Below are 21,289 nucleotides of genomic sequence, written 5' to 3' on the forward strand. Positions count from 1 at the left end.
AAGCTCCGCGACCGGGATCCCGGCCTCATGCTCCTTCAGGATCGAAATAATCTGCTCTTCTGAAAAGCGACTGCGCTTCATGTCCTGGTCCTCATGTCAGCCCAGAACAAACTTCAAACTGGATTAGCGAGGAGGGGCAACGTCAGACGCGGGCGCCCCCCGCCGAGTTGCACCACCGCATCATATAGAGCAGATCGCCAGCCCCAAGGGACTCAATGCCCGTGGCAGTGGCCCGCGGGGTGGGCGCCAGGCCCACGTCGGAGAACGCGATCCGGTTGCGCCGGACCGTCATATAGACGCCGTCGGCACCATATCATCTCCGGAAAGCCGCGGCTGCGCGCGATTTCGCCAAGCGTCGGATTGTCTTGTCGCAGTGAGCGCAGGTTCAATGCGACTGACAGGCAGACCGCAATATTCCTACAACATATTGAAATCACTGGTGGGCCCGGAGGGACTCGAACCCCCAACCAGACCGTTATGAGCGGTCAGCTCTAACCATTGAGCTACAGGCCCCATGATCCAGCTGGCACATGGTGCGCGGCTGATTCCAGAGCCTTTGGTCTAGCAACCTTCCGTGGCGCGAACAACAGCGCCGGCGCCAACGAAAAAGGGGCGCGCCGGCCGGCACGCCCCTTCGGTCATGGATCGCGGCCAAGTGCCGCTCAATAGAGCGCGCCGGTCCGGGTGTTGCTGGCACTCTGCGCCGAGCGGTTGGAACCGGTGGCGGAAGCCTGTGGCTTGGCCGGCTTCTGCTGGGGCTTCTGCACCTGCTTCTTCGGATCCTTGTGCGCGGGCTTGGCCGCCATGGCCGCCGCCGGCCGCGGGGCGAGCGGCTTGTCCATGGCGATCATCTCCGAGATGGTGCCGAACTTGTAGCCCTTGGCGATCAGATCATCGAGCACGTGCTCCATGGCATCCACCGTGGAGGGGTAGATGTCATGGGAGAGCACGATGGCGCCCGGCTTCACCTGCTTCATGATCTCATCATAAACGAGCTTGGAATCGCGGTGCTTCCAATCCAGCGGATCCACCGACCAGTTCACGACGGTGAGGCCGAAGGCATCCTCCATGTGGTCGCGCAGCGCGGGCTTCATGGAGCCGTAGGGCGGGCGCAGATAGCGCGGCTTCTTGCCGGTCACTTCCTCCACCAGGGCGGAGGTGTCGCCCACCTGCTTGTCGGCGGCGGCGGCCGGAATGCGGGTGAGCTGCGGATGGCTCCAGGAGTGGTTGCCGATCTCGTGCCCCTCGTCGGCGATCATCTTGAGCACCTCCGGGTGCTTGGCCGCCATGTTGCCGAGCACGAAGAAGGTGGCCTTGATGCCGCGCGCCTTCAGCATGGCCAGCAGTCGCGGAGTCGTCTCCGGGCTGGGACCGTCATCGAAGGTGAGGGCGATATAGGGCTGGTCCACGTTGAAGGAGCGATAGATCATGCCCTTTTGCGGGCCGGTGGACGCCTGCGGGGCAGGCGCCGCGGCCACATGCGCGGGGATGGAGCCCGTGACCGTCGGGGCGGGCAGCGGCGCCGCGCCAGCCGCCGGCACGGCTGCGACCGCCGCCGCCTGAATGACCGGCGGAGGAGCGGCATTGGCATTCTCCCGTGCCGGCAGCAGCGCCGGCACGAAAGCGTAGCCGGCGCCGCCGATGACGCCGAGCGCCAGAAGTCCAGAAGCGAACAGGAGCGGTTTCACGGCGTGGGCATCCCGAGCTGGTGCATCTTATGATGGCACATCATGGCGCCCCTTCATGGATAAATCGTGAAGTTGCACCACTTTCCGGCGCCCGGAAGCGCGCCTCCTCAACCGCATACCGCCGGCTTCACCACTTGCCGGTGTTGGGCATGGAAGCCCAGGGCTCGGCCGGCGCCTTCGCGCCGCCCTTCTGCAGCAGCTCCACGGAGATGTTATCGGGCGAGCGGATGAAGGCCATGTAGCCGTCACGCGGGGGGCGGTTGATGGTGATGCCGGCGGCCTGGAGCTTGGCGCAGGTGGCGTAGATATCTTCCACCTCGAAGGCGAGATGGCCGAAATTCCGGCCCTCGCCATAGGCTTCCTTGTCCCAGTTGTAGGTCAGCTCCACCTCGGCGACATCCGCCTGGCCGGGAGCGGCGAGATAGACCAGAGTGAATTGGCCCTGCGGGTACTCCTTGCGCCGCACCTCCTCAAGCCCCAGCTTGTTGCAGTAGAAATCCAGCGACTGGTCGAGATCGGTCACGCGGACCATGGTGTGCAGGAAGCGCATCGCTCAGCTCTCGCTCTTGGCAAAATGGCGCCGGCCGGCGGCGCCGCAGGAAAGGGCGCCGACGAATCCGGCGCTGTTCAATTATGACTTTCGACGCTGATCTCAAGGGTGCCCAGGCTCAGCTCACCCGCTGGCTCGACGAAGCCCGCTGCGCGGTGGCCTTCACCGGGGCGGGTATCTCCACCGAATGCGGCATTCCCGATTTCCGCTCGCCCGGCGGACTGTGGACCCAGAACAAGCCCATCCCGTTCGACGCTTTCCTCGCCATGCAGGAGGCGCGCGACGAGGCGTGGCGCCGCAAGTTCGCCATGGAGGCGGCGTTCGCCGGCGCCAGGCCGGGGCGTGGCCACCTCGCCCTCGCCCATCTGCTGGAGCAGGGCAAGCTCGACGGCATCATCACCCAGAACATCGATGGCCTGCACCAGGCCTCCGGCGTGCCGGACGCCGACCTCATCGAGCTTCACGGCAACGGCACCTATGCCACCTGCCTCGAATGCGGGACGCGCTTCGAGCTCGACTGGGTGAAGGCGCGATTCGACGCGGCGGGTGGCATCGCGCCCGCCTGTCCTCATTGTGGCGGCCCCATCAAGGCCGCCACCATCTCCTTCGGCCAGTCCATGCCTGAGCGGGAGATGCGACGCGCGGACGCGCTCACCCGCGAGAGCGACCTGTTCATCGTCATCGGTTCCTCGCTGGTGGTCTTTCCCGCCGCGCAATTTCCCTTGCAGGCCAAGGACAACGGCGCCCGGCTGGTGATCGTCAACCGCGAGCCCACGGAATTCGACCACCTCGCCGACATGGTGGTGCACGACGATATCGGAGACGTGTTCGCCCCCTTCGCGCGCAATGCGTGAAGAAGGGTGTGCGAACGGTAGCGGAGTTGCTATCCTGAAGCTCATCAGAGCCAAGCCCGCGGGCGCGGATGTTCGGGGAACTCAGGGGTCGGGAAACGGATGGGGTCTGACGCGCTGAGATTGGGGCCACAGGCAGCTGGAATCATGAACGAGGGGACCGAGGAGCCCGTCGGGCTCGAGGAAATCTGCGGTGCCATCAAATGGTTCGACGCGTCTAAGGGCTATGGCTTCATTGTCCCTGACGACGGCGGACCGGACGTGCTGGTCCACGTCACCTGCCTGCGGCGGGATGGCTTCCATACGGCCATCGAAGGCGCGCGCGTGGTGTGCGAGGCGGTGCGCCGCGCCAAGGGCCGGCAAGCCTTCCGCGTGCTCTCCCTGGACCTCTCCACCGCCGTACACCCGGCGCCGCAGCCGGCCCGCGTGCGGGTGGAGATCGAGGCCAGGGAAGGCTTCGAGCGCGCGGTGGTGAAATGGTTCAACCGGCTGCGCGGCTTCGGCTTCCTCACCCAGGGCGACGACACTCCGGACATCTTCGTCCACATGGAGACCCTGCGCCTCCACGGCCTCACCGAGCTTCGCCCCGGCCAGAGCGTGCTGGTGCGCTATGGCGACGGGCCGAAGGGCCTGATGGCGGCCGAGGTCAAGGCCGACACCGGCACCAGCGGGAATCACTGATGATCTGCTCATTCGCGGCGCAGCGGGCGCTCCGTCGCTCGCCCGCTCCCCTTTGTCGCGCCTTCGCGCCCGCAAGAGCTCTTCGGCGGCTGCTGGCGGCCGCGCTCATCGCGCTGGCGACCCCACCGGCCGCGGCGGTGCTGATCCCGGCCCTGCGCGCCACCGCGTCCGCCATGTCGGTGGAGCCCATGGAGATCTCCACCAAGACCGGCGTCGTGGTGCTGGAGGTGGAGGTGGCGGAAACCGACGCCGAGCGCACCACCGGCCTCATGTACCGCAAGTCCCTGCCGGACCATCACGGCATGCTGTTCGACTTCAAGGTGGACCAGCCGGTCTACATGTGGATGAAGAACACCTACATTCCGCTCGACATGCTCTTCATCCGCGCCGACGGCACCATCGCCCGCATCGCGGCCATGACGACGCCCCTCTCCACCCAGACCATCTCCTCCGGCGAACCGGTGCGCGCGGTGGTGGAGATCGCCGGCGGCACGGCCAAGACCCTCGGCATCGCCCCCGGCGACCGGGTGGCCCACCGCATCTTCCAGCAGAAATGAGGCGGGTGCGCCGGCCGCACCCTGCCGGCAGCCCGTTCAGCGGCGGCTCGCGGAATTGCCCGCCTGTGTAAAGAACTGCTCCGCATACCAGCGCATCTCCGCCTCCACATCCGGCTTTCCGGCCAGTTCGCACTGGTCCACCAGGGTGCTCACGCGCTCGAACATGGTGGCCACATAGCTGTCGGGGTCGGGCTGCGCCTGGGCGATCTGGATCACCAGGTCGCGCATGATGAAGTGCTGCACCATGGAGCGTGCCTGCCCTACGGCCACCGCCTTGATGAGCCCGTTGAGCCACTCCAGGTTCTGATCCTCTGCAGACATCTTTTCTCCCTTCTACCGTGCCGCACATGATGCAGCGCAACGATACATGGCCGAAAACCCGACAACATAGCTTCCTTATTTGTTGCCGGAGAGCAACATCTTTGGCGTTTCTTTGTAGTGCCCTCTTGTCGCGGGGGAATGCACATGGTGCCGGAAACGTGAAGGCCCTATAAACAGGCTCGCTTCGGCTTCAAGGAAACCGGATTGGGCTTTCCGGCTCTCCTCGAAGGTCTGGCGCGGCACTCCGGTGGGCTCCCCGCCCGCGCCGCCCGGCCGTGACACGCTGCCGCGAGCATTCCTCATTGCCACGCGCATCTTCCGGGCCCCTGCCCGGCAAGCGCGTTTACCGTCTGAGGCGCGCCATACGCCCCGGACGCCGCCGCGGACGCCACGGGCGCGCCTGCGGTCCACATGCCGCGCCATCAAGAGCGCATCGAGGAGATGCCGGCGCAGCCGCCCACAGAGCCTGAAGGCCGGGGTCTCGCGCCTTATCGGAGGAAGCCATGACGACATTCGCGAGAATGGCGGTCGCCGGACTTTTGTCCGTCGCGGCCTTTTGCCCGGCCGCCCATGCGGGCTCGGTGACTCAGCCCGGCGAGACCATCGGCCTCGCCACGGGCGCGCCACTGCCCGAAGGCGTGTATTTCGTCGACACCGCCGACTGGGGGTGCCGCAACACCTCGCCCGAATCGACCTGCGTGGGCGTGAACATTCCGGTGCTCGCCTGGGCGACACCGCTGAACTTCCTCGGCGCGCGAGTGCAGCTGCTCACCGCCGTGCCCACGGTGACGGTGGGCGTGAACGGCTCGGACTACACATCCGGCTTCTACAACCCCTTCCTCGCCGGCCAGCTCGCGTGGGATCTCGGCAACGGCTTCGGCTTCAGCTACCTCCTGGGCTTCTACCTGGGGGTGAACACGGGGGTGGCGTTCGACTCAACCTCGCTCAACCAGCGCTTCGCCCTGAGCTATACGGCCGATGGCTGGAACCTCACCGCCAACGCCATCTGGGGCATCCAGTTCGACGGCTACACCAGCACCGTCAACCCGGACTTCCTGAACGTGGACCTCACCGCCACCAAGAAGTTCGGCAAGTGGGAGATCGGCCCGGTGGCCTTCTACTCCACCGATCTCAACACCCCCGCCCCCTTCTACCAGAAGCAGAGCCAGTTCGCGGTGGGTGGCCTCATCGGCTACGACTTCGGGCCGGTGATCCTGCAGGCCTACCTCACCACGGATGTCTATGAGAACAACTATGGTGGCAACGACACCCGCGGCTGGGGCCGCATCATCATCCCCCTGTGGAGCCCGCAGGCGCCGCAATCGGCGATGATCCACAAGTGACACCAGAGGCCCCGGTCGAACTCCGGGGCCGATGGCATGAGCCGGGAAGAGGAGGCCACACCCCCTCTTCAGGCTTTCCCGCGCGCGGCGGGGTCGCCGTAGCCGCCGCCCGTGGGAGTGACGATGGTGATGGCCTCGCCCGCCGCGAGCCGCACCTGGGCGCAGCCGCCGATGTCCTCAAGCGTGCCATCCGCCCGACGCACGAGGTTTTGCCCGCGCGCGCCGGGCTCGCCGCCCATCACGCCGAACGGCGCCACCCGGCGGTGGGAGGAGAGGATGGCGCAGTCCATCTCCTCCAGGAAGCGGATGGTGCGCGAGGTGCCCTCGCCCGCGTTCCACCGCCCGCGTCCGCCGGAGCCCGCGCGCAGGTGGAAGTCCTCCAGCACCACGGGATAGCGGAACTCCAGGATTTCCGGATCAGTGAGGCGCGAGTTGGTCATGTGGGTGTGCACGCCGCCCGCGCCGTCGAAGCCCGGCCCCGCTGGTGCGCCGGAGCAGATGGTCTCGTAATATTGGTGGCGCGCGTTGCCGAAGGTGAGGTTGTTCATGGTGCCCTGCGCCGAGCCAAGGGCGCCAAGCGCGCCGAACAGGCAATCGGTGACATGCTGGCTCACCTCCACGTTTCCGGCCACCACCGCCGCCGGATACACCGGCGCCAGCATGGAGCCTTCCGGCACGATGATGCGGATGGGCCGCAGGCAGCCGGCGTTGAGGGGAATCTTGCCCTCCACCATCACCCGGAACACATAGAGCACCGCCGCCTGGGTGACGGGGCCCGGGGCGTTGAAATTGTCCGGCCGCTGGGGCGAGGTGCCGGTGAAGTCCACCACCGCCTCGCGCCTGGCCTTGTCCACGCTCACCTTCACCTTGATGCGCGAGCCCTGGTCCATCTCCACCTCGAAGGCGCAGTCGGAGAGGCGGTCGATGACGCGGCGCACGCTTTCGGCGGCATTGTCCTGCACATGGCCCATGTAGGCGGCCACCACGTCTTCCCCGAAGTGGTCGATCATCCGCCCCAGCTCGGCGGCGCCGCGCTCGGCGGCGGCGATCTGCGCCTTCAGGTCGTTCACGTTCTGCGTGACGTTGCGCACCGGGTAGCGCGCGCCCGTGAGCAGCTCCACCAGCTCCGCCTCGCGGAAGCGGCCGCGCTCCACCAGCTTGAAGTTGTCGATATAGACCCCTTCCTCCTCGATCACGGTCGCGCGCGGGGACATGGAGCCGGGCGCGACGCCGCCCACATCGGCATGGTGGCCGCGCGCCGCCACGTAGAACAGGATGCGCGCGCCCGCCGTGTCGAACACCGGCATCACCACGGTGATGTCGGGCAAATGGGTGCCGCCGTTGTAGGGCGCGTTGAGGGCATAGACATCGCCCGGCTCGAACCTTCCGCCGGTGGCGCGGATGACGCTCTCCACCGATTTGTCCATGGAGCCGAGGTGCACGGGAATGTGCGGGGCATTGGCCACCAGCCGCCCTTCCGCGTCGAAGATGGCGCAGGAGAAGTCCAGCCGCTCCTTGATGTTCACTGAATAGGCGGTGTTCTGGAGGGTGAGCCCCATCTGCTCGGCCACCGACATGAACAGGTTGTTGAACACCTCCAGCAGCACCGGGTCCGCATGGGTGCCGAGCGCCGGCGCGCGCCGCGCTTCCTCGGTGCGGGTGAGCACCAGGTGATCGCGGGCCGTGACACGCGCTGTCCAGCCCGCCTCCACGACGATGGTCTGGTGCGGCTCGATGACCAGGGCGGGACCGGCGACCGACTGGCCGCGGCCCATCCCCTCCCGCCTGAAGACAAGCGCATCGTGCCATTCGCCCTGGGAATAGAAACGGGTGCGGGCGGCAGGCTCCGGCATCCCGTCGGCGAGCGGCCCCTCGGGCTCCTCGACCCGGCTGCCGCCGCCCACCGCTTCCGCCGAGATGGCCTCGATGACCAGCACCTTGCTGCCATCGATGAAGCCGAAGCGGGAGCGATGCGCGGCCTCGAAGGCGGCCTTCATCTCGCCCGCCGTGCCGAACGGCACCACCAGCGGCGCATCGGTGCCCGCATAGCGCACATGGGCGCGGCGGAAGAGGGTGATCTCCGGCTCCGGCACCCCCTGCCCCATCAGCTCGGAGCGCACCAGGGCGCCGGCAGTTTCGAGTGCGGCACCGGCGGCCGAGACGCCCTCCGCATCCAGCGGCGCCTCCACCGTGCGCTGGCGGGTGGCGCGGATGTCGGCGAGGCCCATGCCATAGGCCGAGAGCAACCCGGAGAAGGGATGGACGAGCACCGTGCGCATGCCCAGCACGTCCGCCACCAGGCAGGCGTGCTGCCCGCCCGCACCACCGAAGCACTGCAGCGCATATTCGGTGACATCATAGCCGCGCTGCACGGAGATCTTCTTGATGGCGTTCGCCATGTTCTCCACGGCGATGCGGATGAAGCCATCGGCCACCGCCTCGGGCGCGCGCCCGTCGCCGATGCGCCCGGCCAGCTCGCAGAAGCGCGCCCGCACCGCCTCGGCGTCGAGCGGCGCGTCGCGGCCGGAGCCGAAGATCTTCGGGAAGAAATCGGGATCGAGCTTGCCCACCATCACGTTGGCATCGGTCACGGCGAGCGGGCCGCCGCGCCGGTAGCAGGCGGGGCCCGGGTTGGCCCCGGCCGAATCCGGCCCCACCGTGAGGCGCGCGCCGTCATAGTGCAGGACGGAGCCGCCGCCTGCCGCCACCGTGTGGATGGACATCATGGGCGCGCGCATGCGCACGCCCGCCACCTCGGTCTCGAACGCGCGCTCGTACTCGCCGTCGAAATGGGAGACATCGGTGGAGGTGCCGCCCATGTCGAAGCCGATCACCTTGCCGAAGCCGGCGATGCGTGCCGTCTCCACCGCCCCTACCACGCCCCCGGCCGGGCCGGAGAGGATGGCGTCGCGCCCCTGGAACAGGCCGGCATCGGTGAGCCCGCCGGAGGACATCATGAACATGAGGCGGCAGTTGCCCTCCTCACCCTGGAGATCGCCCGCCACCTGGTCCACGTAGCGGCGCAGGATGGGGGAGAGATAGGCATCCACCACCGTGGTGTCGCCGCGCCCCACCAGCTTCATGAGGGGCGAAACCTCGTGGCTGACGGACACCTGCGCGAAGCCCGCCCGCCGCGCCACCTCGGCCACCTGCGTCTCGTGGGCGGGGAAGCGATAGGCGTGCATGAAGACGATGGCGCAGGCCTGCGCCCCAGCCGCGCGCGCGGCCTCTAAGTCCGCCCGCACCCGGTCGAGGTCCGGCGCGCGCTCCACGGTGCCGTCGGCGCGCACGCGCTCGTCCACCTCCACCACCCGGCCGTGAAGCTGCTCGGGCTTCACGATACGGCGGGCGAAGATGTCCGGCCGGTCCTGGTAGCCGATGGCGAGCGCGTCGCGGAAGCCGCGGGTGATGACGAGCACGGTGGGCGCGCCCTTGCGCTCCAGCAGGGCATTCGTGGCCACCGTGGTGCCCATCTTCACCGCCCGGATCTCGTCGGCGGGAACGGGCGCCCCCGGCGCCACGCCCATCAGCTCGCGGATGCCCTGGATGGCGGCGTCGCGATAGGCCTCCGGATTCTCGGAGAGCAGCTTGCGGGCCATGAGCCGGCCGTCGGGCCGCCGCGCCACGATGTCGGTGAAGGTGCCGCCGCGGTCGATCCAGAAATCCCAGCCAGAACGCGTCATCGCTCGCCTCGTCCCTCGCCGCCGGCCGCCGAGGCCGCGCGCACCGCATATTCTATAGATGGCGCGAGCGCGCCACCACGGCCCGCCGTGCGAAGCCGCATCGGGACACCTCCGCGACCCCGCGGCGCTTGACGCCGCCGGCCGGCCTTGCCATGAGGCATGTCGCTTTTGCTACGAGTCTGCCATGCGTGCCTTCGGTTCCGTTTCGCCCCTGCTGCTCGTCGGTCCCTCCTGGGTCGGCGACATGGTCATGGCGGCGAGCCTGGTGGAAGTGCTGCGCATGCGCGAGCCGAGCCGCCCCATCGACGTGCTCGCCCCCGCCGCCGCCTTGCCCGTGGCGCGGATGATTCCCGGCGTGCGGCGCACCATTCCGCTCGGCCTCGGCCACGGCAAGCTGGGGCTCATGGCCCGCTGGCGGCTGGGCCGCAGCCTGCGCGAGGAAGGCTACGGCAAGGCCATCATCCTGCCGCGCGCCTTCAAGGCGGCCATTCCGCCCTTCGCCGCCGGCATTCCCGAGCGGGTGGGCTACCGGGGCGAGATGCGCTCGCCTCTCCTCACCGATGCGCGGTCCGACAGCGCGCGCAAGACCGCCCGCACCATCGACCGTTTCGTGGCGCTGGCCCTGCCCGAGGGCACGCCCACCATGGCGCCGCGCCCCCACCTCATCCTGCCCGACGGCGCGCTCGACACGGTGGAGGCGAAGTTCCCGCTTCCCGGCGAGGGGCCTGTGATGGTGCTGTGCCCCGGCGCGGAATACGGCCCGGCCAAGCGCTGGCCCGCGGAGAAGTTCGCCGCTTTGGCCGCCCTGGCGGTGAAGGCCGGCTACCGGGTGCGCGTGCTCGGCTCGCCCAAGGATCAGGAGGCGGCCGAGACCATCGCCGCCGCCAGCGGCGTCGCGGTGGATAATCTGGTGGGCCGCACCAGCCTTTTCGACGCCGCCGCCATCCTCGCCGGCGCCGACGTGGTGATCTCCAACGATTCCGGCCTCATGCACATCGCCGGGGCGTTCGAGCGGCGGCTGGTTGTGATCTACGGCGCCTCCTCCGAGAAGATGACGCCGCCGGCCTCCCGCCGCGCCCGGGTGGTGGCCCGCGACCTCTCCTGCCGGCCCTGCCACAAGCGGGAATGCCCGCTGGGCACCCTCGCGTGCCTGGAGGGCATCTCCCCGGAGGAGGTGCTGGAGGCCGCCGAGATGACCGGGCAATGAGGCTGCTGCTCGTCAAGCTCTCCTCCCTGGGCGACGTGGTCCATACCTTCCCGGCGCTGACCGACGCCATGGGCGCCATTCCCGGCCTGGAAGTGGACTGGGCGGTGGAGGAGGCCTTCGCCCCCGTGGCCGCGCTGCACCCGGCCGTGCGCCGCACCATCGTCGTGCCCCTGCGCCGCCTGAAGAAGCGGCCCTTCGCCGCCTGGCGCTCGGGCGAGATGGCGGCGGTGCGCCGGGCGCTGGGCGAAACGCGCTACGACATGGTGATCGACGCCCAGGGCCTCATGAAAAGCGCGCTGGTCGCCGCCTGCGCCCACGGGCCGCGCCACGGCTTCGACCGCGCCAGCGCCCGCGAGCCCCTCGCCACCCTGCTCTATGCCAGCAAGCACCATGTGCCCGAGGTCGAGCACATGGCGACCCGCATCCGCAAGCTGTTCGCCGCCGCTCTGGGCTACAGCCTGGAGGACCGCCCTGCGGACACCGGGCTGAGGCCCCTTCCCCCCGGCCGGATGCCCTATCTCGTCTTCCTCCATGGTACCACCTGGGCCACCAAGACCTGGAGCCGCGAGGGCTGGCGCGCCCTGGCCGCCCGCGCCGGGGCGGAGGGGCTCGATGTGCTGCTGTTCGCCCATGGCGCGGTGGAGAACGAGCGCGCGCGCGCCATCGCCGACGGCCAGCCCAACGTGACGCTGCTGCCGCCCCAGTCCCTCGACACCCTCGCGCCCCTCCTGCAAGCCGCGGCCGGGGTGGTGAGCGTGGACACCGGGCTCGGCCACCTCGCCGCCGCCTATGGGGTGCCCACCCTCGGCCTCTACGGCCCCACCAATCCGCGCCTCACCGGCCTGTTCGGTGCGCGGGTGCGGGAGCTGTCCGCCGGGCGCGACTGCGCCCCGTGCGAGAAGGCCCGCTGCCGCATCGCGCCCGACACGCGCGAGAGCCCGCCCTGCCTCGCCGACCACGGCGCGGAGGCGGTATGGTCGGCGCTCAAGGCGCTGCAGGCGCGCCCCGGCGTGGACAACCACCAATGAAGCGTGGCACACGAAGCCGGAACGCGTGACCGCCGGGAGGCATCTTGTCCATGACGCGCCGAGTGGCCCTGAGCCGCGACATCCTTCTCGTCACCGGCGGGGCCGGCTTCATCGGCTCCAACATCGCCCGCGCCGCCGCCGAGGACGGCTACCGCGTGGTGGTGGCCGACTGGCTGGAGGATGGCCCCAAGTGGCGCAACATCTCCGACATCCCGCTGCATGACGTGATCCGCCCGGAGACGGTGAACGCCTTCGTGGAACGGGAGGGCGGCCGACTCGCTGCGGTGGTGCACATGGGTGCCGTCTCCGCCACCACGGAACGCGACGCGGACAAGATCGTCGCCCGCAACATCCGCTCCACCCTGGACCTGTGGGACCTGTGCGCCCGCAAGAACCTGGGCTTCATCTACGCCTCCTCGGCCGCCACCTATGGCGACGGCTCGGCCGGCTTCACCGACGACGAATCCACCCAGGGCCTCTCCCTGCTGGCGCCGCTCAATCCCTACGGCTGGTCGAAGCTGTTCGTGGACCGGCGCATCATGGCGGACGTGGAGGCCGAGGCGCCGCGCCCGCCCCAGTTCGCGGGCCTGCGCTTCTTCAACGTCTACGGCCCCGGCGAGGACCACAAGGACGACATGCGCTCGGTGGTGAACAAGATCTACCCCGCCGCCGCGCGGGGCGAGAACGTCACCCTGTTCAAGTCCCACCACCCGGATTTCGCCGACGGCGGCCAGCTGCGCGATTTCATCCACGTCTCCGACTGCTTGGAAGTGGTGCGCTGGCTGCTGGAGAATCCGGATGTTTCCGGCATCTTCAATGTGGGCACGGGCAAGGCGCGCTCGTTCGCGGACCTCGCCCGCGCGGTGTTCGCGGCGCTCGGCCAGGAGCCGCGCATCACCTATGCGGACATGCCGCAGAGCCTGCGCAAGGCCTACCAGTATTTCACCGAGGCGGACGTGACGAAGCTGCGCGCTGCCGGCTACAAGCGGCCCTTCCTCTCGCTGGAAAGCGGGGTGGAAGCCTATGTGAACGAGTATCTGAAGGGCCGCGGCGAGGGCGTCGGGTGAGGAGCCCGGCGGGAGTTCATTATGGTTGAAGCAGGCGTGCCGCGCATCACCGTCGTCGGCGATGTGATGGTGGATCGCTACATCGTCGGCTCGGTCTCGCGCATCTCGCCCGAGGCACCGGTGCCCGTTCTGGTGCACGGGGCGGAGCGCATCGTGCCTGGCGGCGCCGCCAACGTGGCCGCCAACGCCGCCGCCCTGGGCGCCGACGTGACGCTGGTGGGGCTCGTGGGGGCGGATGCCGACGCCGAAGCCCTGGCCGGGGCGCTTTCGCCCTATGCCGGCATCGACCTCAGCCGCCTGGTGGCGGACCCGGCGCGGCCCACCATCACCAAGACCCGCGTGATGAGCGGGCGCCAGCAGATCGTCCGCATCGACGCCGAGACCCAGGCCCCGCCCTCGCCCGAGACCCAGGCCGCCCTGGCGGCGGCCGTCGAGGCCGCCGTGGACGGCGCGCGGGTGGTGGTGCTCTCCGACTATGCCAAGGGGGTGCTGGGCGACCTCGTGATCGCCGCCGCCATCGCAGCCGCGCGGGCGCGCGGCGTGCCGGTGATCGTCGATCCCAAGCGCCGCACCTTCGAGGCCTACCGGGGGGCGAGCCTCGTCACGCCCAACCGCCTGGAGCTGGCCGCCGCCACCGGCCTGCGCGACACCACCGACGCGGAGGCCGCCGAGGCCGCCGCGGCAGCAGCCGCCCAGTTCGGCGGCGACGTGCTGGTGACGCGCGCCGAAAAGGGCATGACCCTGTGGCGGCGCGGCGGGCAGGTGCTGCACGTGCCGGCCAAGGCCCAGGAGGTGTTCGACGTCTCCGGCGCCGGCGACACGGCCCTGGCAGCGCTCGCGGTGTCCATCGCCTCCGGCCATCCGCTGGAGACATCGGTGCATTTCGCCAATGCCGCCGCCGCCGTGGCAGTGGGCAAGGTCGGCACAGCGGTGGTGACGCGTGCGGAGCTTGCCGCCGCCCTGGAGGCCAGCGTGCCGGAAGGCGCGGCCGAGGGCGCCCTCGTCACCGGCGAGCAGGCGGCCCGCATCATCGCCGGCTGGCGGGCGGCGGGCGCGCGGGTGGTGTTCACCAACGGCTGCTTCGACCTGCTCCACCCCGGCCATGTCTCGCTGCTGGAGGCGGCGGCGCGGGAGGGCGACCGGCTGGTGGTGGCGCTCAATACCGATGCCTCGGTGCGCCGCCTGAAGGGCGAGAGCCGCCCGGTGCAGGACGAAATTGCCCGCGCCCGCGTGATGGGTGCGCTGCGCTGCGTGGATCTCGTGGTCCTGTTCGACGAGGACACCCCCTACGAGACCATCGCGCTGCTGAAGCCGGACGTGGTGGTGAAGGGAGCGGACTACCGGGAAGACCAAGTGGTGGGCGGCGATCTCGTCAAGAGCTGGGGCGGCCGGGTGGCGCTGGTGCCCCTGGTGGAGGGCCGCTCGACCTCGGCCCTGGTGGCCAAGGCGCGGCGCTGAGCCTGCCCCACCGGGGATGCGCCGGCCCGCGCGCGCCGACGCCAACGGCCCTTGAGCTTTGCTCACGCGCCCTTGGCCAAGCCCATGCGGCGTTCGCGTGAAACCCGCTTGGCGCCGGTCAACGACCCGAGCCACCGGCGTAAGGACTTGCACCAAGGACCAGCACCATGCCTGTCGTCACCATCCGCATCACCGGCGAGAACGCCGTCGAGACCAAGCGCGCCCTCGCCTCCTCCGTCACGCAGGCGGTGGCGGGAACGCTGGGCATTCCCGCCGCGCGGGTGCGGGTGCTCATAGAGGAATATCCGCTGGAGAACGTGGCGACCGGCGGCGAGCTGCACTGCGACACGCTCACACCCGGTTCCGGCCCGAAAGGCACCATTGAGGTCTGAGACCAGGAGCCCGAGCGGCACCGTCACAGACCGGGGCCATCGGCAGACCCTGCCTTACGCGCAGTGGTCGATGATCTTCCGCACGAAGGCCTCGCACGCCTCGATCTGCGCCAGGGCCACATATTCGTCGGGCTTGTGCGCCTGCTCGATGGAGCCCGGCCCGCACACCACGGTTGGAATATCCGCCATCTCCACGAACAGGCCCGCCTCGGTGCCGTAGGCCACCTTGGCGTGGTCGTTGCGCCCGGCCCAGCGCTTGGCCAGCGTGACGATGGGCGCCTCCGGGTCGGCGGCAAGGCCGGGAAAGGCCGCCGTCACCTGGAAATCGATGGCCGCCTCGGGCGCGCGCGCCTTCATGGCCGGCTCCAGCTCCGCGCGGGCGTAGTCGATGACATCGGCCACCAAGGCGTCGATGTCCTCCTCCGGCAGGGCCCGCACCTCCCAGTCCATCACCGCCTGGTCGGGCACGATGTTGAGCGCGGTGCCGCCGTGGAGCGTGCCCACGTGGGCGGTGGAGGTGGGAATGTCGTAGAGCGCATCCCGCAGCCCCTCGCGATCGAGGCGTGCGCCCAGCGCCACCACCCGCGCGGCGATGAGGGCCGCCGCCTCCACCGCGTTCACCAGTTCCGGCGCGCGGGAGGAGTGGCCGCCACGCCCGGTGATGCGCGTGCGCAGGGAGCGCTTGGCCTTGTGCCCCACCACCACCTGCATGAGCGTGGGCTCGCCCACCACGCAGCCCTCGGGCCGGTAGCCGCGCGCCAGCATGTGGGCGAGCAGCGGCCGCACCCCCAGGCACCCCACCTCCTCGTCATAGGAAAAGGCGAGATGGATGGGTTTGCGCAGCCCGCGCGCCAGCATTTCCGGCACGAGGCCGAGGCACACCGCGAGAAAGCCCTTCATGTCGCAGGCACCGCGGCCATAAAGGAGGCCATCGCGCGCGGTGAGGGTGAAGGGGTCGCAGGTCCAGTCCTGCCCGTCCACCGGCACCACGTCGGTGTGGCCGGAAAGCACGATGCCCGGCACCCCGCGCGGGCCGATGGTGGCGATGAGGGCGGCCTTACCCTGGGCCTCGTCCTCCACCCGCTCGAAGGGCACGGCCTGCGCGCGCAGGAACGCCTCCACCGCCTCCACCAGGGCAAGGTTGGAGTTGCGGCTGGTGGTGTCGAAGCCGACAAGGCGCGAAAGCCAGTCCAGCGTGAGGTCGGCCGCCATCAGGTGTCTCTCCGCGTCAGGATCGGTGCGCGGATTATAGCAAGATGCCGCCCGCGCCGCGGTGCACAATTTTCGGCGGGCGGTTGCGGCGGGCCCGTTGCCGGCTAGTTTCCCCACGCCAACAAGAGGGATGACAGGGCATGATGAACACCAACCGCGCAGACCGGCACCGCGGCGAGAGCGCTCCCGTCACACGGGAGTTCCGCGCGTGAACCATCTGGTGCTGGTGCTGGGCGGAGCGCGCTCGGGCAAGAGCGGCTACGGGGAAGGCCTCGTCACCGCCGGTCCCGGCCCATGGGCCTATCTGGCGACCGCGGAGGCGCTCGATTCGGAGATGGTCGAGCGCATTGCCCTCCACCGCGCCCAGCGGGGTGCAGGGTGGCAGACCCACGACACGCCCCTCGCCCTCGCCCCAACACTCGACGCGCTGCCACCGGAACAGCCGGCGCTGGTGGACTGCCTCACCCTGTGGCTCACCAACCACCTGCTGGCGGACCACGACCTGGAAGCCGAATCGGCGGCGCTGGAGGCGGCCCTGGCGCGGCGGCCCGGCCTCACGGTCTGCGTCGCCAACGAGGTGGGCCTCGGCATCGTGCCGGACAACGCCCTCGCCCGCCGCTTCCGCGATGCCGCCGGGCGGCTCAACCAGCGCCTGGCGCGCAAGGCGGGGCAAGTGGTGTTCATGGTCGCCGGCCTGCCCATGATGGTGAAGGGCGGCTGAGCCCTCAGAGCAGCGCCACCGCGAGCGCGGCCACGGTTACCAGCGCCACCAGCAGGCCATCGGCCCAGCGATAGAGGCGCAGGGCGGCGCGGATGTCGGCGGCGGTCGCCTCGCGGCGGCCATCGCCCATGAAGGCATCCTGCGTGAGCACGCCGCCATAGACCTTGGGGCCGTTCAGCTTCAGCCCCAGCGCCCCGGCCATGGCGGCCTCCGACCAGCCCGCGTTGGGTGAGCGATGGCGCGGCGCATCGCGCACCATGGCCGCGAACGCCGCGCGCGGCGAGGCACCGGGCATGAGGGCGGCGCCGGCCACCAGCAAGGCGCCGGCAAGCCGCGAGGCGGGCAGGTTCACATAATCATCAGTGCGCGCCGCCGCCCAGCCGAAGGCGGCATGGCGCGCCGTGAGGTGGCCGATCATGCTGTCGGCCGTGTTGAGCGCCTTGTAGGTGGCGCCCCCGGCAAGGCCGCCCACGCACATCCACAGCACGGGCGCGACAATGCCGTCGGAGAAATTCTCGGCAAGGCTCTCGATGGCCGCGCGCGCCACGCCCGCCTCGTCCAGCCGCTGGGGGTCGCGCCCCACGATATGGCCCACGGCGGCGCGGCCCGCCTCGAGCCCGCCGGTTTCGAGCGCGTACGCCACCTGCTCCACATGCCAGTGCAGCGAGCGCTGGGCGATGAGCGCGCTGCCCAGCAGGCCCGCTGCGAGCCAGCCGAGCGGAAGCGCCCGCAGCCCCGCCTCCAGCAGCAGCGCCGGCACGCCGGCCGCCACAACCAGCAGCGCCACGGCCAGGCCCCCGAGCATGCGCCGCCGGCGCTCGGACAGTTCCGGCCGGTTCCAGGCGCGATCCAGGGTGCGGAGCAGCCGGCCGATCCAGATCACCGGATGGCCGATGTGCCGCACCAACACGTTCGGATAGCCGAACAGCGCCTCGAAGATCATCGCCCCCGCCGTGATGTCGAACGCCATGCCGCCCCTCCCCATATCCTGGGCGGCCCCCATAGCACGACCGGCCTTCCGAAAGACCGCAGCAACTCCCCCGGATGAGCTGATTTTCGGTCTATGTCGCCGCGCGCTCCGCCCATACAATGAATGCTGCAGTGCGGCCCAGACGGCGGAGACGAATGACCCCATGGCCATGGTCGAGCGAACGGCGCCGGACGCCGCCCCGGATATGGAGCCGCCGCCGCGTGTCGCCGAGGGCGTCCGGGTCTATGCGGTAGGCGACATCCACGGCCAGCTCGACCTGCTGCGGCGCCTCCAGGCCCAGATTTCCGCCGACCGGGCCGCCCACCCCGGCCGTGCGCACATCGAGATCTACCTCGGCGATTTCGTGGACCGGGGTCCCGCCACCGCCCAGGTGATCGAAAACCTGATGGCCCGCGAGGCCGAAGGCGCCATCTGCCTCTCCGGCAACCACGAGGAGATGATGCTGGAGGCCTACCGCTCGTTCGAGGCCTTCATGCACTGGCTCTCCGTCGGCGGTCGGGCGGCGGCGCGCTCCTACCTGCCGGCATCTCCCTCCGCGCCGGACGAGATGGAGGTGAGCGATCTGTGGCAGAGCTGGCGCCGCGCCATGCCTGAGCGGCACCTGGCCTTCCTGAGGGGGCTCGGCACCAACCATGTGTGCGGCGACTATGTCTTCGTCCATGCGGGCCTGCGGCCGGGCATCCCGCTCGAAGCCCAGAGCCGGCGCGACTGCCTGTGGATTCGCCGCGACTTCCTCGACCATGGCGAGCCCTTCGGCCACGTGGTGGTGCACGGCCACACGCCGGTGACCGAGCCGGACGTGCGCGCCAACCGCATCGGCATCGACACCGGCGCCGTCTTCACGGGCCATCTCACCTGCATTGTGCTCGACGGGGCGGAGCGGGCCTTCCTCTCCACCTGAGCCGCTGGCACGCCCCGGCGCGGCGTGCTTCACTGCACGCGAGAGGAGCCGCCATGTTCATCGCATTCTTCGAGGCCCTGAAAACGGCCGGGGTGCCGGTTTCCGTGCGCGAGTACCTCACCCTCATGGAGGCCATGGACCGCGACCTTGCGGAGCGGCAGGTGGAGACATTCTATTACCTCGCCCGCGCCAGCCTGGTGAAGGACGAGCGGCACCTCGACAAGTTCGATCAGGTCTTCGGCACGTGCTTCAAGGGCCTGGAGGCGGCCCTGGGGGAGGAGACGCCCGAGATCCCCGAGGACTGGCTTCGCAAGCTCACCGAGAAGCACCTGACCGAGGAAGAGAAAAAGCAGATCGAGGCGCTCGGCGGGCTCGACAAGCTGCTCGAAACCCTGGCCCAGCGCCTGAAGGAGCAGAAGGAACGCCACCAGGGGGGCAACAAGTGGATCGGCACCGGGGGCACCTCGCCCTTCGGAGCCTATGGCTACAATCCCGAGGGCATCCGCATCGGCCAGGACGGCAACCGCAACTTCCGCGCGGTGAAGGTGTGGGACAAGCGCGAGTTCCGCGACCTGGACGACCAGATGGAACTGGGCACCCGCAACATCAAGGTGGCGCTGCGCCGCCTGCGCAAGTTCGCGCGTGTGGGGGTGCCGGAGGAGCTGGACCTAGACGGCACCATCCGCGAAACCGCCCGCTCGGGCTACCTCGATGTGAAGCTGCGCCCGGAGCGGCGCAATGCGGTGAAGGTGCTGCTGTTCCTGGACGTCGGCGGCTCCATGGACTGGCATATCGCCCAGTGCGAGGAGCTGTTCTCGGCCGCGCGCTCCGAGTTCAAATACCTGGAGCACTTCTATTTCCACAATTGCGTCTATGAGAGCGTGTGGCGCTCCAACGCCCGGCGCGCGAGCGAGCGCATTCCGCTCATGGATGTGCTGCACACCTATTCCAGCGACTACAAGCTGATCTTCGTGGGCGATGCCTCCATGGGCCCCTACGAGATCATGTATGCGAACGGCTCCGTGGAACACAACAATCCCGAGCCCGGCAAGGTGTGGCTGGACCGCCTGCTCACAACCTACCCGAAGGCCGCGTGGCTCAACCCGCTGCAGGAGAACCACTGGGGCTACACGGATTCCATCCGCCTCGTTTCCCACATCATGGAAAACCGGATGTTTCCCCTCACCGTGGAGGGGATCGACGCCGCCATGCGCGAGCTGACCTGACCTGCATGGGAGCCGGAAGGCAGGACGCAAAGAAAAACCGCACAAAGAAAAAGGGCGCCCCGCAGGCGCCCCTTCCATTGCGAAGATCGCGAGCCGGCTCAGGCGGCCGGGCGAGCGTTCTTCTCGACGGAGCTCTTGATCGGCTCGGAAGATTCCGCCGCCACCTTCTGCGCCAGGGCGCTCAGGTCCTTGGCCTGGGTGGTGGCGGTCTCGAACTGCTTGCGGGCGTGGCTGGTGGAAAGCTCCACGGCCTCGGCCACGCTCTTGCTCTGCAGCAGGGAATTGAAATAGTCGAAGGTGGAGTTCACGTTCGACTGCATGGCCTCCAGCACCTTGGCGTTATACTCCGCCACGCCCTTGCTGGCGGTGGTATAGGTGTCCTCAAGGGTGGAGTTCACCTGCTCGGCGGAAGCCTTCAGCTTGTCGTAGTTCTCGCGCAGGGTGGCGAGACCCTTCTCGGCGATGTCGCGCACGGCCGGGGGCACCTCCAGCGGCGGGATGCCGTTGGCCGAAAAAGCCTTTTTCGCCGCTTCGATCTGGTCCTGGTACGCCTTGATGAAGGAGTCGCTCATTTCATCCTCGGGCCGCGCGCGGGGTCGTTTCGCAACGGAAGCAAGCGCCCCGGCCGGCCTTGGCCCCTGGCCCCCTCCCCCGCGCAGATGGAAGACGACCCGGAAAGCGCAAAACCGAACTTGAACTGGAGTTGATGGAGCCCTGCCTCGACGACCTCATACATAGCCGAAGGTGAGGTGCGGCGCAAAACCAATCTTGCGCCGCACAATAAAATAAAAGATGCGGTAAACGTCTCACGCCTTCTGATTGGGATCGAACGCCTGCCCGGCCTTCGCCTTGGCCTCGTTGATGACGCTCTCGCCTACGGTCCGAAGGTCCTCGGCCGCGCTCTGCGCACTCTTGGCGGCCGCAGCGGAAAGCTCGCGCACACGCTCGGCCAGGGTCTTCGCCCGCTCGTCGAAGGAACGCAGGGTGCTCTCGCCGAGGGTCTTGGCGTCGGCGCCGAGGGACTTGGCCTGCTCCGCCACCTTTTCCACCTGGCTGGAGAGGAACTCGGCCTGGAGGCTCAGCACCTCCTGCGGGGTCTTGGCGGAAACCAGCTTCTGCAGGAAGTCGAAACCGGCCTCCACATTGGATTCCATGAGGCCGATGGCCTTCTGCCGCAGGCCGGTGACGTTGGCGCGCACCTCCTCCAGCCGGCCCTCGCCGTCGCCGACCGCCTCGCGCGTGCTCTTGAAGAGAGTCTCGAACGCCTCGCGCGCCTGGGCTACGTTCTTCTCCGCGACCGCACGCACTTCAGCCGGCAATTCGAGATTCGGACCGAACTTCGTCATGGCGCTTTCTCCTCAGACATTGGGGACGGCGCGGACGGCCGCACCTCTTGGATTGTAGTATGCGCC

Annotated in this window: 21 protein-coding genes and 1 tRNA gene; 12 read left to right on the forward strand and 10 right to left on the reverse strand. The window is 69.1% G+C overall.

Annotation, left to right across the window (positions count from 1 at the left end; genetic code table 11):
* The 4 genes from V5F61_RS12965 to V5F61_RS12980 all read right to left on the reverse strand — a co-directional run.
* The coding region (locus tag V5F61_RS12965; protein ID WP_394104049.1) for a transposase at positions 1–81 on the reverse strand (81 nt) is incomplete at its 3' end.
* 356 nt (positions 82–437) lie between these two features.
* Positions 438–513: transfer RNA gene (locus V5F61_RS12970), tRNA-Ile, on the reverse strand.
* A gap of 149 nt (positions 514–662) precedes the next feature.
* A complete protein-coding gene (locus V5F61_RS12975; protein WP_393988418.1) occupies positions 663–1,688 on the reverse strand; it encodes a polysaccharide deacetylase family protein in 1,026 nt (341 codons plus the stop codon).
* A gap of 127 nt (positions 1,689–1,815) precedes the next feature.
* Positions 1,816–2,238 carry a VOC family protein gene (locus tag V5F61_RS12980; RefSeq protein WP_393988419.1) on the reverse strand — a complete coding sequence of 141 codons (423 nt, stop codon included), beginning with the start codon at positions 2,236–2,238 and terminating at the stop codon, positions 1,816–1,818.
* Between the two features lie 83 nt (positions 2,239–2,321).
* Here V5F61_RS12980 and V5F61_RS12985 point away from each other — a divergent pair, with 83 nt between their 5' ends.
* From V5F61_RS12985 to V5F61_RS12995, 3 genes are all read left to right on the forward strand, one after another.
* The gene (locus V5F61_RS12985; RefSeq protein WP_393988420.1) at positions 2,322–3,092 is read left to right on the forward strand and encodes an SIR2 family NAD-dependent protein deacylase; all 771 of its coding nucleotides are present in this window, start codon (positions 2,322–2,324) and stop codon (positions 3,090–3,092) included.
* Positions 3,093–3,191: 99 nt separating this feature from the next.
* Positions 3,192–3,770, forward strand: coding sequence for a cold-shock protein (locus tag V5F61_RS12990; protein ID WP_393988421.1), 579 nt, complete (start codon positions 3,192–3,194; stop codon positions 3,768–3,770).
* Positions 3,770–4,327, forward strand: a complete 558-nt coding sequence (locus V5F61_RS12995) for a DUF192 domain-containing protein (protein ID WP_393988422.1) — start codon at positions 3,770–3,772, stop codon at positions 4,325–4,327. Before V5F61_RS12990 ends, V5F61_RS12995 begins: the two co-directional genes overlap by 1 nt.
* Before the next feature lie 36 nt (positions 4,328–4,363).
* On the opposite strand, the gene V5F61_RS13000 is transcribed toward V5F61_RS12995, so the two are convergent.
* Positions 4,364–4,648 carry a hypothetical protein gene (locus V5F61_RS13000; protein WP_393988423.1) on the reverse strand — a complete coding sequence of 95 codons (285 nt, stop codon included), beginning with the start codon at positions 4,646–4,648 and terminating at the stop codon, positions 4,364–4,366.
* Between the two features lie 503 nt (positions 4,649–5,151).
* Here V5F61_RS13000 and V5F61_RS13005 point away from each other — a divergent pair.
* Complete coding sequence (locus tag V5F61_RS13005) at positions 5,152–5,991, forward strand: transporter (protein WP_393988424.1); 840 nt, start codon at positions 5,152–5,154, stop codon at positions 5,989–5,991.
* Positions 5,992–6,059: 68 nt separating this feature from the next.
* Here V5F61_RS13005 and V5F61_RS13010 read toward each other — a convergent pair whose 3' ends face one another.
* A complete protein-coding gene (locus V5F61_RS13010) occupies positions 6,060–9,674 on the reverse strand; it encodes a hydantoinase B/oxoprolinase family protein (protein WP_393988425.1) in 3,615 nt (1,204 codons plus the stop codon).
* A 184-nt stretch (positions 9,675–9,858) separates the two neighbouring features.
* Between V5F61_RS13010 and waaF the strand changes: the two genes are divergently transcribed.
* The 5 genes from waaF to V5F61_RS13035 all read left to right on the forward strand — a co-directional run bounded on the left by waaF (position 9,859) and on the right by V5F61_RS13035 (position 14,826).
* Entirely contained in the window at positions 9,859–10,881 is a 1,023-nt protein-coding gene (waaF, locus tag V5F61_RS13015; RefSeq protein WP_393988426.1) for a lipopolysaccharide heptosyltransferase II, read from the forward strand.
* On the forward strand, positions 10,878–11,909 hold the full coding sequence (gene waaC, locus V5F61_RS13020) for a lipopolysaccharide heptosyltransferase I (protein WP_393988427.1): 1,032 nt from the start codon (positions 10,878–10,880) through the stop codon (positions 11,907–11,909). The genes waaF and waaC overlap by 4 nt, the downstream gene beginning before the upstream one ends.
* An 80-nt stretch (positions 11,910–11,989) precedes the next feature.
* Positions 11,990–12,976 (forward strand): ADP-glyceromanno-heptose 6-epimerase, encoded by a 987-nt coding sequence (rfaD, locus tag V5F61_RS13025; protein WP_393988623.1) that lies wholly within the window; start codon positions 11,990–11,992, stop codon positions 12,974–12,976.
* A 21-nt stretch (positions 12,977–12,997) separates the two neighbouring features.
* Positions 12,998–14,434, forward strand: coding sequence for a D-glycero-beta-D-manno-heptose-7-phosphate kinase (rfaE1, locus tag V5F61_RS13030; RefSeq protein ID WP_393988428.1), 1,437 nt, complete (start codon positions 12,998–13,000; stop codon positions 14,432–14,434).
* Between the two features lie 167 nt (positions 14,435–14,601).
* On the forward strand, positions 14,602–14,826 hold the full coding sequence (locus V5F61_RS13035; RefSeq protein ID WP_393988429.1) for a tautomerase family protein: 225 nt from the start codon (positions 14,602–14,604) through the stop codon (positions 14,824–14,826).
* Positions 14,827–14,880: 54 nt separating this feature from the next.
* Here V5F61_RS13035 and argE read toward each other — a convergent pair whose 3' ends face one another.
* Positions 14,881–16,038 carry an acetylornithine deacetylase gene (argE, locus tag V5F61_RS13040; protein WP_393988430.1) on the reverse strand — a complete coding sequence of 386 codons (1,158 nt, stop codon included), beginning with the start codon at positions 16,036–16,038 and terminating at the stop codon, positions 14,881–14,883.
* A gap of 208 nt (positions 16,039–16,246) precedes the next feature.
* Here argE and cobU point away from each other — a divergent pair, with 208 nt between their 5' ends.
* Positions 16,247–16,759, forward strand: a complete 513-nt coding sequence (cobU, locus tag V5F61_RS13045) for a bifunctional adenosylcobinamide kinase/adenosylcobinamide-phosphate guanylyltransferase (protein WP_393988431.1) — start codon at positions 16,247–16,249, stop codon at positions 16,757–16,759.
* A 4-nt stretch (positions 16,760–16,763) separates the two neighbouring features.
* Here the strand turns inward: cobU and cbiB are convergent, their stop codons facing one another.
* Positions 16,764–17,729 (reverse strand): adenosylcobinamide-phosphate synthase CbiB, encoded by a 966-nt coding sequence (cbiB, locus tag V5F61_RS13050; protein ID WP_393988432.1) that lies wholly within the window; start codon positions 17,727–17,729, stop codon positions 16,764–16,766.
* A 163-nt stretch (positions 17,730–17,892) separates the two neighbouring features.
* On the opposite strand from cbiB, the gene V5F61_RS13055 reads away from it, so the two are divergent.
* Both V5F61_RS13055 and V5F61_RS13060 read left to right on the forward strand, forming a co-directional pair.
* Positions 17,893–18,651, forward strand: a complete 759-nt coding sequence (locus V5F61_RS13055; RefSeq protein WP_393988433.1) for a metallophosphoesterase family protein — start codon at positions 17,893–17,895, stop codon at positions 18,649–18,651.
* Between the two features lie 53 nt (positions 18,652–18,704).
* Positions 18,705–19,877, forward strand: coding sequence for a vWA domain-containing protein (locus V5F61_RS13060; RefSeq protein ID WP_393988434.1), 1,173 nt, complete (start codon positions 18,705–18,707; stop codon positions 19,875–19,877).
* Positions 19,878–19,975: 98 nt separating this feature from the next.
* Here V5F61_RS13060 and V5F61_RS13065 read toward each other — a convergent pair whose 3' ends face one another.
* Complete coding sequence (locus tag V5F61_RS13065; protein ID WP_393988435.1) at positions 19,976–20,449, reverse strand: phasin; 474 nt, start codon at positions 20,447–20,449, stop codon at positions 19,976–19,978.
* A gap of 234 nt (positions 20,450–20,683) precedes the next feature.
* Positions 20,684–21,223: a phasin family protein gene (locus V5F61_RS13070; protein WP_393988436.1), complete on the reverse strand. Its 540-nt coding sequence runs from the start codon at positions 21,221–21,223 to the stop codon at positions 20,684–20,686.
* Positions 21,224–21,289 lie beyond the last annotated feature (66 nt).

Source organism: Xanthobacter sediminis (genome assembly GCF_043195015.1).
Classification (GTDB): Bacteria; Pseudomonadota; Alphaproteobacteria; order Rhizobiales; family Xanthobacteraceae; genus Xanthobacter.